Genomic DNA, 13,527 nt, shown 5'->3' with positions numbered 1-13,527 from the left:
CAGGGCATCTCGCCTTCGGCTCGGGCCTGTGTGGGCGTGACGCCAAAGACCGCGCCGCACATGTGGCAGATGCGGTGTTTGCATATTTATGAAAAGAAGAAGGGACGGGGTGCTTGCTTCGATTAACGGTGCGTTAACGTGAGCGGGCTAACGTTGGCGGTGCGGTACAGGCAGGCATGCCGATGACCGTAAAAGGAGAAGCCCCATGCCAGGGTTGACCAAGAGCCACGCTCGAAAGCGGTGCCTTGGCTGGGGTGGACATCGGACCGCTGCTTCTTCTTTTTCCAAATATGCAAAAGCGCGGGCCAAGCCAGAGGCGTCGCCGAAGGTCAGTCCTCGGTATCCATCCAGATCGTGACCGGCCCGTCGTTCAGCAGACGCACTTTCATGTCCGCCCCAAAGCGCCCCTTGGCGACGGGGATGCCCTGCGCCGCTATTTGATCGGCGAAGTGTTCGTAAAGTCGGTTACCGTCGTCCGGCGCGGCTGCAGTGGAGAAGCCGGGGCGGTTTCCGCGCGAGGTGTCGGCGGCGAGGGTGAACTGGCTGACCACAAGGGCGCTGCCGCCGATGTCGGTGACGGAGCGGTTCATGCGGCCTTCATCATCCTTGAAGATGCGCAGTTTGGCGATCTTGGCGGCGAGCCTGTCGGCCTGTGCCTCGGTGTCGCCCTGCATGGCGCAGATCAGGATCAGGAGGCCCGCGCCGATTTCGCCCAGAACCTCGCCATCGACGCTGACCGAGGCCTCGGACACCCGTTGGATCAGCGCACGCATGTCAGGCGGCCAACCCTTTGGTCCCGATGTCGAGGAACTTGCGGCGGCGGTCCGCGATCAGCTTTTTCGGCTTTTGGTCGGACAGGTCCTTGAGCATGCCGCGCAGCGCGTTTCCGACCGAGCGGATGGTTTCCTCGCGCCCGCGATGTGCGCCGCCAAGCGGTTCGGAGATCACCTGATCGGCGACGCCGAGATTGAGCAGGTCCTGGGCTGTGAGGCGCAGCGCTTCGGCCGCTTCGCGCATCTTTTCGGCATCTTTCCAGAGGATGGACGCGCAGCCTTCGGGCGAAATCACCGAGTAGACGGAGTGTTCCAGCATCGCCACGCGGTTGGCGGTGGCAAAGGCCACGGCGCCGCCCGATCCGCCTTCACCGATCACGACCGAGATCACCGGCACGCCGATTTGCAGGCATTTTTCGGTGGAACGGGCGATGGCTTCGGACTGGCCACGCTCCTCGGCGCCTTTGCCGGGATAGGCGCCGGGTGTATCGACTAGGGTAATAACGGGCAGGCGGAAGCGGTCGGCCATATCCATCAGACGTACCGCCTTGCGGTAGCCTTCCGGGCGGGCCATACCGAAATTGCGCTTCAGGCGGCTTTCCGTGTCGTGGCCCTTTTCGTGGCCGATGATGACCACGGGTTGATCGTCGAACCGTGCAAGGCCGCCCATGACCGCATCGTCATCGGCAAAGTTCCGGTCGCCGGCGAGCGGCGTGTACTCGGAAAACAGCGCGTCGATGTAGTCTTTGCAATGCGGGCGCTCGGGGTGGCGGGCGATCTGGCATTTCCGCCACGGGGTCAGCTTTTTGTAGAGGTCTTTCAGCAGCGCCTGCGCCTTGGCGTCGAGCGCGCGGGCCTCGTCCTCTATGTCCATCTCTTCGTTTTTTCGGGCCATCGCGCGCAGCTCTTCAGCTTTGCCTTCGATCTCGGCCAGCGGTTTTTCAAAATCGAGATAGTTGGTCATGGTCAGCGGTTGCCCTGTTGCCTGCGGCTGGCGGTTTATATGACCGTCCGGGCGGGGATTTGCAATCGCAACCCGGTCAGGTCCAGAGAACCGGAACCAGCGATGCCACCAGCAGCGCGGCCATGGTCCAATTGAAGATCCGCAGCCGCGTCGGGCGGTTGAGCAGGCGGCGCAACTGCTGACCGATCACCGTCCATGTGGTTGTGGAAATACAGCCCATCGCAACATAGGTGCCCGCCACCCAGAGCACGGCGGCGATGTCACGCCCGGTGGCATAAAGGGTAATCGCACCCAGCGCCATCGACCAAGCCTTGGGGTTCACCCACTGGAACGCGGCGGCCTGCACGAAAGACAGCGGTTTGCTGCCGGATTTCGCCGCGCCATCGGGGGGCGCGGCATTGGCGATGCGCCAGGCCAGATAGAGCATGTAGAGCACCGACAGCACCTTGAGGATCGTGTAGGAGACCGGCCACAGGTCGAAGGCCTGCATCACGCCAAGCCCCACGGGAACGATCATCATCGGAAAGCCGAGTCCAACGCCGAGCATGTGCGGGATCGACCGGCGGAAGCCGAAATTCGCACCCGATGTCATCAGCATCAGGTTGTTCGGTCCCGGTGTGATCACGGTGACAAGGGCAAAACCGGCGAGGGCAAGGAAAATATCGGGCGTCATGTGGGCAATATGTGTCTAAATCCTTGCGCAGAGATTGCTTTTTTGTGCTGTTTTGCTGCAACAGGCGCAACTAATGACTGATATTGATCAAATTGATCGCCAGATATTGCGCGTACTGTCGCGGGATGGTCGGATCAGCAATTTGGCGCTTGCCGAGCAGGTAGGGCTGTCGCCCTCGGCCTGCCTGCGGCGGGTGAGTGCGTTGGAGCGCTCTGGCGTTATCGCGGGGTATCGCGCGGTGCTCAGCCCGGAAAAGACCGGGATCGGGTTTGTTGCCTATGTCACCGTTGGGCTGAGCCAGCACACCAAACCGGCGCAGGAGGCGTTCGAGCGCGCGATCTCGCGCAGTCCCGAGGTGCGAGAGTGCCATAACATTACCGGTTCGGTCGAGTATCTCTTGCGGGTCGAGGCGGCGGATTTGGCCGCTTACAAGCATTTCCACACCGAAGTGCTGGGGGTGCTGCCGCAGGTGAACGCGATCACCTCTTATGTGGTGATGGGGTCTCCGAAGGATGAGCGGGCCTGAGCCATGCATCCTGTGCATGGCGCGCCTGACGGAGTGGCTCTGGTGCTGACGCGTGCGCTGCTTAGCTGGGATGACAAGGGAGGCACCCCGATCCAGGAGAGTACCATGCGCCAGACATTTCCCATCCCGTCACACCGGAGCACCGCTGTCGACACAGTGCGGCATCTCGACGAGGCGTGGGCCTATTACACCCCGCGACCGAAGCTTGTGACCGAACGGAACAGTCAGCCCTCGCCGGTGTTCGAAGAATACTACGCCGCCTGAGCAAAGCTTTGCCGATGGCAAAATATCACGATTGTCTTGCGGCGGGCTTCGTCGCAAGGCTGGCGCATGAGAGTTCTGCGCCCTGTTATATCGGCAATCTGCCTCGCGGTGTTCGTTGCCGGGTGTTCCACCACGGAGCCGAAGCCGTCGACCGAGACCGTTTCGACGCGAAACCTGTACCCCAATGAAACACCTGAGCTGCGGGAAATGATCGTTGCCGCGGCACGGGAAAACGATGTGCCCGTGTCGCTGGTGCAGCGGGTTGTGATCCGCGAGAGCACACACCGACCCGAGGCGCGCAACGGGCCCTATTACGGGCTGATGCAGATTCTGCCTGCCACCGCGCGGTCGATGGGGTTTCGTGGGGAACCGTCCGACCTGTTGGATGCGGAAACCAACCTGCGCTACGCCGTCCGCTACCTGCGCGGGGCGTGGCTCGTGTCGGATGGGGACGAGGCCGAAGCGGTCATGTGGTATGCGCGCGGATATTACTACGAAGCCAAACGCCTGGGTTTGCTGGATGAGACCGGTGTGCATGGCCGCAAGGATTGGGCCAATTAGTCCTGTCGGTCGAGGGGCGCCTCAGCCCCAAGTGCATCCAGGATAGCGCGGGCCGCCGCGCGGTCCGGTTCTGCGCTCTTATACGCCCATGATTTGAACGCCTCGACTTTCGGTGTGGACCAGTTCTCTCGCCCGCCCAGAATGCAGATGCCGCCCAGAGGCGATTGGCAAACCAGATCGGGAAACGGCGTCACAAGCGCACCGCTGTCCAATTCTTCACGGCACAGCACCAGATCGGCCATAACCACGCCGAGTCCCATGACTGCGGCTTTTGTGGCGATGTCGATATTCGGGAAGACCTGTCCGGACTTCGGGTCGAGCCCGTTGGGTGCAAAGGCGTTTGCCCATGCTGCCCAGTCCTCGTGCGCGCGGGATTCGTGCAGCACATCGCAGCGGGACAGATCGCTTGGCGATGTCAGTGCTTTGTCATGAGCGTAGCCGGGGGCACATGCCGGAGTCAGAAGGCTCGGAAACAGGGTGAGCACCTCGAGATCGGACGCGCGATTTGGCCAGTTCGAGACGGAAAACCCGATATCCGCGTCGTAGGGATCGAACCCGCTGTCGGTGTAGAAATCCGTGGTGAGTTTGAGGCGGTACTCGGGATGCGCCGTCTGGAAGGTGTCCAATCTTGGCAGCAGCCACCTGATCGAGGTGCCTGGCGGGCAGATCACGCGCAACTCCGCCGCGTTGTGCGACAGCCGTTCTGTCTCGCGGGCGATCTGGGCAAAGGCGTCGGTCAATACCGGCAGGAGCTGACAGCCCGCAGCGGTCAGGCGCACGCCCTGAGGTTGGCGCACAAACAGCGCCACGCCCAGATGGTCTTCGAGCAGTTTGACATGACGGCTGACCGCCCCCCACGTGACGTGCAGTTCATCGCTGGCCCCGATGAACCCGCCATGCCGGGCGGCTGCTTCGAAGGCTTTCAGGGCATTCAAGGGGGGCAGTCTGGGCATAATCAGGATTAGTTTTTCTGATCCTTTGGGGTGATTAACTTGGTTTGCGGGAGCATCCCTGCCTGGCGCATCTTTGCACTGAGAAGTCTTAAGCGCAAAGGAAATCAGTCAATGACGTATTTCAGCGATCACGACGTCCACACAGGACCTCTGATGCACTGGATCAGAATTGCGGCTGAAAAACTCACGCTCTTTCGGGAAAGGGACACGGCTGACACCCATCTTGCGCAGCACATCGAAAGGCTGGCGCTTTCGGCACCGCATGTTCTTGAGGATATCGGATTCGAGCGTGATGAACGCGCGTCGTCCGCAGTTCAGACGGTGTGGCGCAGAGGGCGGGTGCAGGTCACAGTCACGCAGGGTGCGGCGACTGTGACTTTGCATGTGGGGTAAGGGATCAGAGTCTTCGTACGAAGACTCTGATTTTGAGAATTTTCGTACGAAAATTCTTACTGTGCGGTGATCATTTCAGACTGGCGCACAATCACCTCGGCCTGCTTGATCGACGCGATATCGACGAGGCGGCCTTTGTAGACGGTCGCGCCTTCGCCTTTGGCCTTGGCCTCTTCCATCGCCGCGAGGATCTCGCGTGCCTCGGTCACAGCTTCCTCAGAGGGAGTGAAAACCTCGTTGGCCAGAGCCACCTGTTTCGGGTGGATCGCCCATTTGCCGACCATACCGAGCGTGGCCGACCGCAATGCCTGTGCGCGGAAGCCTTCGTCGTCCGAGAAGTCGCCGAACGGGCCATCGACCGGCAGCACGCCATGGGTGCGGCAGGCCGCGACGATGGCGGTCTGCGCCCAGTGCCACGGATCCGACCAGTATTTCGCGCCTTCGTGCAGCATGTAGTAATTCGCCTGCGTGCCGCCGATGCCGGTGGTCTGCATCCCCATGGAGGCGGCGAAATCGGCCGCGCCGAGGCTCATCGCCTGCAGGCGGGGTGAGGCGGCGGCGATCTCTTCGACATGGGCGATGCCGGCGGCGGATTCGATGATGACTTCGAAGGCGATCCGCTTGGTCCGGCCCTTGGCGGCCTCAATGGCGCTGACCAGCGCATCGACGGCATAGAGATCTCCGGCGCAGCCCACTTTGGGGATCATGATCTGGTCAAGCCGCTCGGGCGCGCGTTCCAGCAGATCGACGACATCGCGGTACCAATAGGGCGTGTCGAGCCCGTTGATCCGCACGCTGAGGGTCTTGTTGCCCCAGTCGATGTCACCGATCGCCTGAATGATGTTCTCGCGCGCGCTCTCCTTGTCGGACGGTGCGACGCTGTCTTCGAGATCGAGGTTGATCACGTCCGCGTCCGATTTGGCCATCTTCTCAAAGATCGCCGGGCGCGAACCTGGGCCGAAGAGTTGGCAGCGGTTCGGGCGGGCAGGCGGGGTGGGCTGGATGCGGAAGGACATGGGCGCCTCTTGGTAAGGATATTTCGTTTCGTGCTGCTGTGGAGTTATGAAATTGCGCGGCTTTCTGCAAGCGCATTTTGCACCTGCGGAATCGTCGCTGCTCTGCGGCGTGTTTTGGTTGCGCAAGATTCTTCGAATAGAGCATCCATTTGCGACGATTTTTTGTGCAATCGGGGGTGTTGGCGGCGGTGGAGACAATGCAATTGATGTGACGGGCTGTCATTCTTCCTTGAGACACGCTGCTTCACAGGGGACCGCAATGATCAAGACACCGTATCTTTTGTTTCTGGGCGACGCGCCGGATGGGCTTGCCGCCAAGGTGGCACAGGGCATCAAGGACTGGCGGCCCGAGAACTGCGTGGGCCAGTTCCGGATGGAGGGTTGCAAGGCCGATCTTGGCCTGACCGACATGACGCTGGCCGAGGCGAAAGAGGCGGGAGCCAAGACGCTTGTGGTCGGGGTGGCCAACCGGGGCGGCAAGATCAGCCAGGCGTGGAAGAAGGTTCTGGTGATGGCGCTGGAGGAAGGGTTCGACCTGGCCTCGGGCCTGCACAACCTGCTGCGCAATGAACCTGATCTGGTGGCGGTGGCCGAAGCCACGGGCCGCGCACTGCATGATGTGCGGGTGCCGGAGGTTGAATATCCGATTGCCGATGGTGTGAAGCGCTCGGGCAAGCGGGTGCTGGGCGTTGGCACCGATTGTTCGGTGGGCAAGATGTATACCGGCCTCGCGCTCGACAAATCGATGCGCGACATGGGTATGAAAAGCACGTTCCGCGCCACCGGCCAGACCGGCATCCTGATTACCGGTGATGGTGTGCCTCTGGACGCGGTGGTGGCGGATTTCATGGCGGGGTCCATCGAATGGCTGACGCCGGACAACGATGCAGACCACTGGGATGTGATCGAAGGGCAGGGGAGCCTCTTCCATGTGTCCTTCTCGGGCGTGACCCTCGCGCTGATCCATGGCGGTCAACCCGACGCGCTGATCCTCTGCCACGAGCCGACCCGTACCCATATGCGGGGCCTGCCGGGCTATGACCTGCCCTCACTCGAGGCGCTGCGCGACATGGCGCTGCCTTTGGCACGAGTTGCCAACCCGGATTGCGTGGTGGCGGGCATTTCGATCAACACCCAGCATATGGGTGAGGCCGAGGCTGTTGCCTATCTCAAGGAGTTGGAGGACCGTATGGGCCTGCCCGCGGTCGATCCTTATCGTCACGGGGCGGATCGTTTGGCCGAGGCGCTGGCCGCGCTATGACGACCATTGGCGCGGCGCTTTTGAAGGCGTCGCGTCCGCATATTTGAGAAAAGAAGAAGCAGGGGGAGCAGCCCATGATCGAGGTCACGCGCGATGTGTTCCGGCTGGCGCAGGTGTTTACCATCTCGCGCGGCAGCCGGACCGAGGCCAAGGTATTGACGGTGCGGGTGACGCGGGACGGGGTGACCGGCTGGGGCGAATGTGTGCCCTATGCGCGCTATGACGAGACGCTGGAGAGTGTCGAGGCGCAGATCCGGTCTTTGCCAGAGGGCATCGAGCGGCTGGCATTGCAGGAGGCTTTGCCTGCCGGGGCGGCGCGCAATGCTGTCGATTGCGCGCTGTGGGATCTGGAGGCCAAGCAGGCCGGGCGTCGGGTGTGGGAGCTTGCCGGTTTGGCAGCACCGGGGCCAGAGGTGACAGCCTACACGCTGTCGCTGGACACACCCGAGGCGATGCAGGCGCAGGCGGCCAAGAATGCGCATCGGCCGCTTCTCAAGATCAAGCTGGGTACACCCGATGACATGCCACGTCTCGAGGCGGTGCGCGCGGGGGCACCTGATGCGCGGATCATCGTCGATGCCAATGAAGGCTGGTCCGCCGAGGTTTATGCCAATCTGGCACCGCACCTTGTGCGGCTGGGCGTCGCGCTGGTGGAGCAGCCCTTGCCCGCCGGTGAGGATGAGGCGCTTCTGGGGATCGACCGTCCGGTGCCGCTCTGTGCCGATGAGAGCTGCCATGATCGTGCGTCATTGCCCAAGCTGAAGGGCAAGTATGACATGGTGAACATCAAGCTCGACAAGACCGGAGGACTGACCGAGGCGCTGGCGCTGCGCGATGCGGCGCGGGCCGAGGGGTATGAGGTCATGGTGGGCTGCATGGTTGGCTCGTCCCTCGCAATGGCCCCTGCGGTTCTGGTGGCGCAGGGCGCGGCGATCACGGATCTGGACGGGCCGCTTCTGCTGGCCGAGGACCGCGACGCGCCTCTGATCTTTGACGCGGCCAGAGTGCATCCGTCCGCGCCGGAGCTTTGGGGATAACGCTCAGTTGGTACGGTGCTGGATGCAGACGGTGTTTCCGTCGATCCGCAATCCATAGCCTTCGATGGCGGGGGGAAATTCGACCTCTGTGCACAGGGCATATTCGGTCGGCCCGACCCGAGTGTACGTGATGCTGCTCGCAAATCCCGTGAGGCGCGCGGGATTGCTGGCACAGGTCATCGGTTCGAGGGTTTCCGGCAGATCATTCTGATCAATACCGGGGCACATGTGGATTTCCTCTGAGAGGTTTCGAAGGTCGGACAGACGCCATTGGTCGCGTTGCTCCATTTGCCCCTGGGCAGGTCCGCCCACTGCGCGGAAGGCCAGACCCAGTGCGACGACCGCCAGGGCGATCAGGCCCCAGGCGGCGGGAAGAGGCAGGAGCGGCAGCGGCAGATCCCGGTCTTCGCGGAAATAGGCCAGAACGATCAGCGCCATAAGTGCGACCGTGGCGGATTTCACGAGAAACCGCAGCGTAATCTGGCCGTCAAGCCAGCTGTAGATCAGGTACAGTGCGTCGCCGAGCAGTGTGATCACCGCAATCAGCATGGCAATGGCCGAGAGCCAGCGGCGCATCGTGCCGTGCCTGCGGGCGGGGTCGGTAGCGGTGGCGCGGCGGTCGGTGCGGTCGATCCACCAGAAGACCGGACCGAACACGATCAACGCCGCCATGGACCAGCGCAGCCCTGCCAGACGGGAATAGCGCGCGGGCTCATCGGGATCGGGCAGCCACAGGTTGATCTGGGCAAAAAGCAGGGTCAGCGTGTTGCCCGCCACCATTGCGAAGACGACGAAGAGCAGGGCGTAAAACAGCGCATCGCGGGCCGTGCTCGACCGCATCGGGTGGGGGATCGCGCCTGCGCCGTCCGGTTTTCCCCATCCGGCCAGCGCCGTGTCGATCTCGGTCTCGGTCCAGTCGGCGGTGCGGAGGGTTTTGGCGATCTCGTCTTTCGATTGGCCCGACTGCAAGGCATCGCGGATATAATGGGAAAGCTCCGGAGGGATCTGCATGATTGGCCTTTTCGCTTTGGTGTTGCCCATGGGATGGCGCAAGGCTCGCGCGGTCAATGCTTTTGTTCTACCGCAGATCAATGAAGGCAAGGACGACCATGGCTCTTCAATTGCGGCTGAGCTTTATGGCTGCTTTTTCGTTTTGGCCTGATCAGCTTGGCCTTTCTGAGGCTCCGCAGGAGGACAAGGCCGTGATTGATCAGGATTATGACATCCGCTGGCTGAGTTGGACGGGTATGGAAACCCACATGATCTTCAATCTTGGGGTGGAGCTGCCCGGATTTGCGTCTTTTCCGTTGCTGGAAACCGACCGGGGTCGTGCGCTCCTGCGCAAGCTTTACGGCGATCAGATTGCCGTCGCGCAGGAAACGGGATGCGGGGCCAGCCTTGAGAGTGTCACATGGATGGCGAACGCGGATCGGGCGGCGGCTTTGGGATACGATGCGGAGCGTTTGGCTCGCGTCAATCGGGATGCCATCGCATTTCTCAGAGAGTTCGAGGCCGAAGTTCCGCTGCGCCTCTCGGCGCAGATCGGCCCGCGTGGCGACGGATACGAGGCAGGCTCCATGACCGCCGATGCAGCGCAGGCGTATCATGCCCGCCAGATTGCGGTTTTGGCGGAGTCCGGCTGTGACATGATTTCCGCCTTCACCATCGGGTCGGTTGACGAGGCAATTGGTATGGTGCGCGCTGCAATGGCCGTGGGCGTTCCAATCACGATGGCGTTGACGGTCGAGACGGATGGGCGATTGCCAGACGGAACAAACCTGAACGACGCCATCATGCGCATCGACGCCGACACCTCTGAAGGGGTGAAGCACTATCTGGTGAACTGCGCACATCCCGACCACCTCGCGCTCGAAACGGCGGGGGTGCGGCTGAGCGGTTTGGTCGCCAATGCCTCGCGCCTCAGCCACGCCGAACTCGATGAAGCCGAGGTTCTAGATGACGGCAACCCGGAAGAGCTGGGTCAACAGATCGGAGCCTTGGCCAGGACGTACCCCCAGATGCGCATTTTCGGGGGCTGTTGCGGAACTGATATGCGCCATCTTCGCGCGATTGGGCAGAGCGTGCATGGATGACGGCTTGACGACACGCGTCTCTCGCGCCATCCCACGCCAAGCAAAAGGAGATCGCCCATGACCCGCACCGTATTTGTGAACGGAGAGTATCTGCCCGAGGACGAGGCAAAAGTGTCGATTTTCGACCGCGCCTTTCTGATGGCGGACGGGGTCTATGAGGTGACCAGCGTGCTGGATGGAAAGCTGATTGATTTCGACGGCCATGCCAAGCGGTTGGAGCGGTCGCTGAACGAGCTCGACATCAGGAAACCGGCGGTGTTTGACGACCTGCTGGAGATCCACCGCGAATTGGTGCGCGTGAACGGGATCGAGGACGGTCTGGTTTACCTCCAGATCACACGCGGCGCGCCGGGCGACCGGGATTTCGTCTTCCCGGACCCCGAAACGACTGAGCCGACCGTGGTGCTGTTCACGCAGAACAAGCCGGGACTGGCGGACAGCCCGGCGGCGAAAGCTGGGATGAAGATCATCTCTATCGAAGACGTGCGCTGGGGCCGTCGCGACATCAAGACGGTGCAGCTTCTCTACCCGTCGATGGGCAAGATGATGGCGAAAAAGGCCGGTGCGGATGATGCGTGGATGGTGCAGGACGGTTACGTGACCGAGGGCACCAGCAACAACGCCTACATCATCAAGGGCAACACGATCATCACACGCGCCCTGTCGAACGACATCCTGCACGGGATCACCCGTGCGGCTGTGCTGCGGTTCGCCAAAGAGGCGCAGATGCAGGTCGAAGAGCGCAACTTCACCATCGACGAGGCGAAAGAAGCGGATGAGGCGTTTATCACCTCGGCGTCGGCCTTTGTCATGCCGGTGATCGAGATTGACGGTGTGTCTTTGGGTGATGGCACGCCGGGTGCGCGGACTGCGCGTCTGCGCGAGATTTATCTCGACGAGAGCCGTAAGGCCGCGATCTGATTCATGGGAACGCCCTCGCGGGACAGCTATGATGTCGTGATCGTCGGTGGGGCGATCATGGGATCGGCTGTGGCGTGGTTCCTGACCGATCTGGGGTTTGATGGGCGTATTCTGGTTGTCGACCGGGATATGAGCTTTGAGAAGACGGCGACGGCGACCTCGACGTCGTGCATCCGGCAGCAGTTCTCGACCGAACTCAACGTGCGGATCAGCCAGTTCGGGGCGGAGTTCGTCACCCATCTGCGCGAGTATATGGGCAATGATCCGCGTGTGCCGCAGCTGGGCATCCGCAATTTCGGCTATCTCTATCTGGCGGACACTGACGCCTTTGCCGACGACCTGCGCGCGCGGGCGGCGGTGCAGCAGGCGGCGGGCGGGGCGACGCGGTTGTTGTCGCGGGATCAGATCGCGCGGCTTTATCCGTTCTATGCGCTGGACGACATCGTTCTCGGTTCGATCAACACGCGGGACGAAGGCTATTTCGACAGCATGGCGGTGTTTGAGTGGCTGCGGCGACAGGCGCAGGAGCGCGGTGTCGAATACGTCGAGGCCGAGGTTACAGGGATCGAAGTTACGGGCGCGAGGGTGCAGTCCGTCACTTTGTCCGACGGGACGCGGATTGCCTGCGGGCAGGTCATCAACGCCGCCGGTCCACGCGCGGGGCACGTGGCGCAGATGGCAGGGATCGACCTGCCGGTGGAGCCGCGCAAGCGCTATTCTTGGGTGTTCAAGGCCGAACAGCCGCTGGACCGCGATCTGCCGCTGACGATTGATCCGTCCGGGTTGCATGTGCGCGAAAACGGTGGTGGGACCTATCAGGCCGGAGGGCATTTCGGCGATGACCCCGCTGTTGCGTTTGACGATTTCACGATGGATCACGGGCTGTGGGAGGCCGAGGTCTGGCCGCTTCTGGCCACGCGGATTCCGCAGTTCGAGGCGATCAAACTGACCCACAGTTGGGTGGGGCATTACGAGATGAACACCTTTGACCACAATGCCGTCTTGGGGCCGCATCCCGAGATTGATAAGTATCTGTTCATCAACGGCTTCTCCGGTCACGGGCTCCAGCAGGCCCCCGCGATGGGCCGGGGGCTGGCGGAATGGCTGTGCTTTGGCGGTTATCGGACGCTTGACCTTACGGAGTTCCACTATGACCGGGTGCTGTCCGGCGCGCCGCAGGTGGAAAAGGCGGTCATCTGAGCGGAGGCCCGCATCCCGTACAGGTTGCGTTGCGCCGCCCGGGGGGCTGCGTTAGACAGAAACGGATGACACTTCCGGGGGACGCGATGCGCCGCTTCTTTGTTGCCTTGCCGCTGATTTTGACGCTGGCCGCCTGTGCCAGTTCGACCCGGGACCTGGAAGGCCCGACCGATCCGATGGGGGATTTCCGCGTCGGTCATATCGGGGTTGTGGCGCCGAACCTCCAAAAGCTGCTCGTGTCGCGGGACGCAACGAAGGAAGAGTGGATCGAAGAGGTCACCAAGGCTCTGGGCGACCGGTTCAGCCGGTTTGAAGGGGACAAGTACTACCATCTTGGGGTGAGCGTCGAAGCCTATTCGCTGCCGCCGCCCATCATCCCCGGGAAGTCCGCCGTGGCGATGAATGTCACGCTTTGGGACGATGCGGCGCAGGCCAAGATGAATCCGGAACCGAAGCAGATTCAGGTGATCAAGGTCTTCGAGTCGCGGATTTCCAAGAATCGGGAACAGCAACTGCGTGGACTGGCCGAAGAGGCGGCGCGCCTTGTCGAAGTCTGGCTGCGCGAGATGCAGGAGACCGAGGGCTGGTTCGAAGGCAGTGCCGACGCGGTTCCCGCAGCATCCGGTGCAGAGGGGGCCGTTGCGGCCCCGGCGGCTGCAACCGGCAGCGTCGAGCATTTCGGTGTGACGGTCCCCGGAGAGGTTGTTGCCGCCACCAGCGCAGCGGCGTCAGAGGCGCCGGCACAACGCTGAAAAACTATATCCGCGCCTCGCCGACGGATGCCTCCGCAATATGGTGCGTTTGCACTTGATTTTCCGGTTTTCTCCGCATAGATGGCGCGCGATGAAAACCGGGTCGGGTGGACCCCCCAATTCACGAGGCGTCTGTAGAG

General features: G+C 62.2%; 16 protein-coding genes. 10 read left to right on the top strand and 6 right to left on the bottom strand.

The features are described from left to right. Positions 1–329: 329 nt before the first annotated feature. The 3 genes from dtd to MGEO_RS11525 all read right to left on the bottom strand — a co-directional run bounded on the left by dtd (position 330) and on the right by MGEO_RS11525 (position 2,410). The gene (dtd, locus tag MGEO_RS11535) at positions 330–773 is read right to left on the bottom strand and encodes a D-aminoacyl-tRNA deacylase (protein WP_085637532.1); all 444 of its coding nucleotides are present in this window, start codon (positions 771–773) and stop codon (positions 330–332) included. Between the two features lies 1 nt (position 774). Then, positions 775–1,737: an acetyl-CoA carboxylase carboxyltransferase subunit alpha gene (locus MGEO_RS11530; protein WP_085637529.1), complete on the bottom strand. Its 963-nt coding sequence runs from the start codon at positions 1,735–1,737 to the stop codon at positions 775–777. A gap of 76 nt (positions 1,738–1,813) precedes the next feature. Continuing rightward, positions 1,814–2,410 carry a LysE family translocator gene (locus tag MGEO_RS11525; RefSeq protein WP_085637526.1) on the bottom strand — a complete coding sequence of 199 codons (597 nt, stop codon included), beginning with the start codon at positions 2,408–2,410 and terminating at the stop codon, positions 1,814–1,816. A 73-nt stretch (positions 2,411–2,483) separates the two neighbouring features. Here MGEO_RS11525 and MGEO_RS11520 point away from each other — a divergent pair, with 73 nt between their 5' ends. The 3 genes from MGEO_RS11520 to MGEO_RS11510 all read left to right on the top strand — a co-directional run bounded on the left by MGEO_RS11520 (position 2,484) and on the right by MGEO_RS11510 (position 3,761). Further along, on the top strand, positions 2,484–2,936 hold the full coding sequence (locus tag MGEO_RS11520; RefSeq protein ID WP_085637523.1) for an Lrp/AsnC family transcriptional regulator: 453 nt from the start codon (positions 2,484–2,486) through the stop codon (positions 2,934–2,936). A 105-nt stretch (positions 2,937–3,041) separates the two neighbouring features. Further along, positions 3,042–3,200: a hypothetical protein gene (locus tag MGEO_RS21710; RefSeq protein ID WP_170102908.1), complete on the top strand. Its 159-nt coding sequence runs from the start codon at positions 3,042–3,044 to the stop codon at positions 3,198–3,200. A 66-nt stretch (positions 3,201–3,266) separates the two neighbouring features. Beyond that, complete coding sequence (locus MGEO_RS11510) at positions 3,267–3,761, top strand: lytic transglycosylase domain-containing protein (protein WP_085637518.1); 495 nt, start codon at positions 3,267–3,269, stop codon at positions 3,759–3,761. Here the strand turns inward: MGEO_RS11510 and MGEO_RS11505 are convergent. Beyond that, positions 3,758–4,714: a LysR substrate-binding domain-containing protein gene (locus tag MGEO_RS11505; RefSeq protein ID WP_085637515.1), complete on the bottom strand. Its 957-nt coding sequence runs from the start codon at positions 4,712–4,714 to the stop codon at positions 3,758–3,760. The genes MGEO_RS11510 and MGEO_RS11505 overlap by 4 nt on opposite strands. 111 nt (positions 4,715–4,825) lie before the next feature. Between MGEO_RS11505 and MGEO_RS11500 the strand changes: the two genes are divergently transcribed. Next, positions 4,826–5,107: a hypothetical protein gene (locus MGEO_RS11500; protein WP_085637511.1), complete on the top strand. Its 282-nt coding sequence runs from the start codon at positions 4,826–4,828 to the stop codon at positions 5,105–5,107. A 56-nt stretch (positions 5,108–5,163) separates the two neighbouring features. Here the strand turns inward: MGEO_RS11500 and MGEO_RS11495 are convergent, their stop codons facing one another. After that, positions 5,164–6,123: an L-malyl-CoA/beta-methylmalyl-CoA lyase gene (locus MGEO_RS11495; protein WP_085637508.1), complete on the bottom strand. Its 960-nt coding sequence runs from the start codon at positions 6,121–6,123 to the stop codon at positions 5,164–5,166. Positions 6,124–6,382: 259 nt separating this feature from the next. On the opposite strand from MGEO_RS11495, the gene dgcN reads away from it, so the two are divergent. Then, complete coding sequence (dgcN, locus tag MGEO_RS11490; RefSeq protein ID WP_085637810.1) at positions 6,383–7,384, top strand: N-acetyltransferase DgcN; 1,002 nt, start codon at positions 6,383–6,385, stop codon at positions 7,382–7,384. Positions 7,385–7,458: 74 nt separating this feature from the next. After that, complete coding sequence (dgcA, locus tag MGEO_RS11485) at positions 7,459–8,421, top strand: N-acetyl-D-Glu racemase DgcA (protein WP_085637505.1); 963 nt, start codon at positions 7,459–7,461, stop codon at positions 8,419–8,421. A 3-nt stretch (positions 8,422–8,424) separates the two neighbouring features. Here dgcA and MGEO_RS11480 read toward each other — a convergent pair whose 3' ends face one another. Beyond that, positions 8,425–9,462 carry a DUF5671 domain-containing protein gene (locus tag MGEO_RS11480; protein ID WP_233139861.1) on the bottom strand — a complete coding sequence of 346 codons (1,038 nt, stop codon included), beginning with the start codon at positions 9,460–9,462 and terminating at the stop codon, positions 8,425–8,427. 68 nt (positions 9,463–9,530) lie between these two features. Between MGEO_RS11480 and MGEO_RS11475 the strand changes: the two genes are divergently transcribed. From MGEO_RS11475 to MGEO_RS11460, 4 genes are all read left to right on the top strand, one after another. Then, on the top strand, positions 9,531–10,514 hold the full coding sequence (locus MGEO_RS11475) for a homocysteine S-methyltransferase family protein (RefSeq protein WP_233139859.1): 984 nt from the start codon (positions 9,531–9,533) through the stop codon (positions 10,512–10,514). A gap of 57 nt (positions 10,515–10,571) precedes the next feature. Then, complete coding sequence (locus MGEO_RS11470; protein ID WP_085637496.1) at positions 10,572–11,435, top strand: D-amino-acid transaminase; 864 nt, start codon at positions 10,572–10,574, stop codon at positions 11,433–11,435. A 3-nt stretch (positions 11,436–11,438) separates the two neighbouring features. Then, the gene (locus tag MGEO_RS11465; protein WP_085637493.1) at positions 11,439–12,635 is read left to right on the top strand and encodes an NAD(P)/FAD-dependent oxidoreductase; all 1,197 of its coding nucleotides are present in this window, start codon (positions 11,439–11,441) and stop codon (positions 12,633–12,635) included. A 65-nt stretch (positions 12,636–12,700) separates the two neighbouring features. Further along, positions 12,701–13,387 carry a hypothetical protein gene (locus MGEO_RS11460; RefSeq protein WP_198948104.1) on the top strand — a complete coding sequence of 229 codons (687 nt, stop codon included), beginning with the start codon at positions 12,701–12,703 and terminating at the stop codon, positions 13,385–13,387. The last annotated feature ends 140 nt before the right edge of the window (positions 13,388–13,527 follow it).

The sequence above is a fragment of the Marivita geojedonensis genome (genome assembly GCF_002115805.1).
GTDB classification, from domain to species: domain Bacteria; phylum Pseudomonadota; class Alphaproteobacteria; order Rhodobacterales; family Rhodobacteraceae; genus Marivita; species Marivita geojedonensis.
Note: the sequence above shows the minus strand (reverse complement) of the source record. Positions and strands in the feature narration are given on the sequence as shown.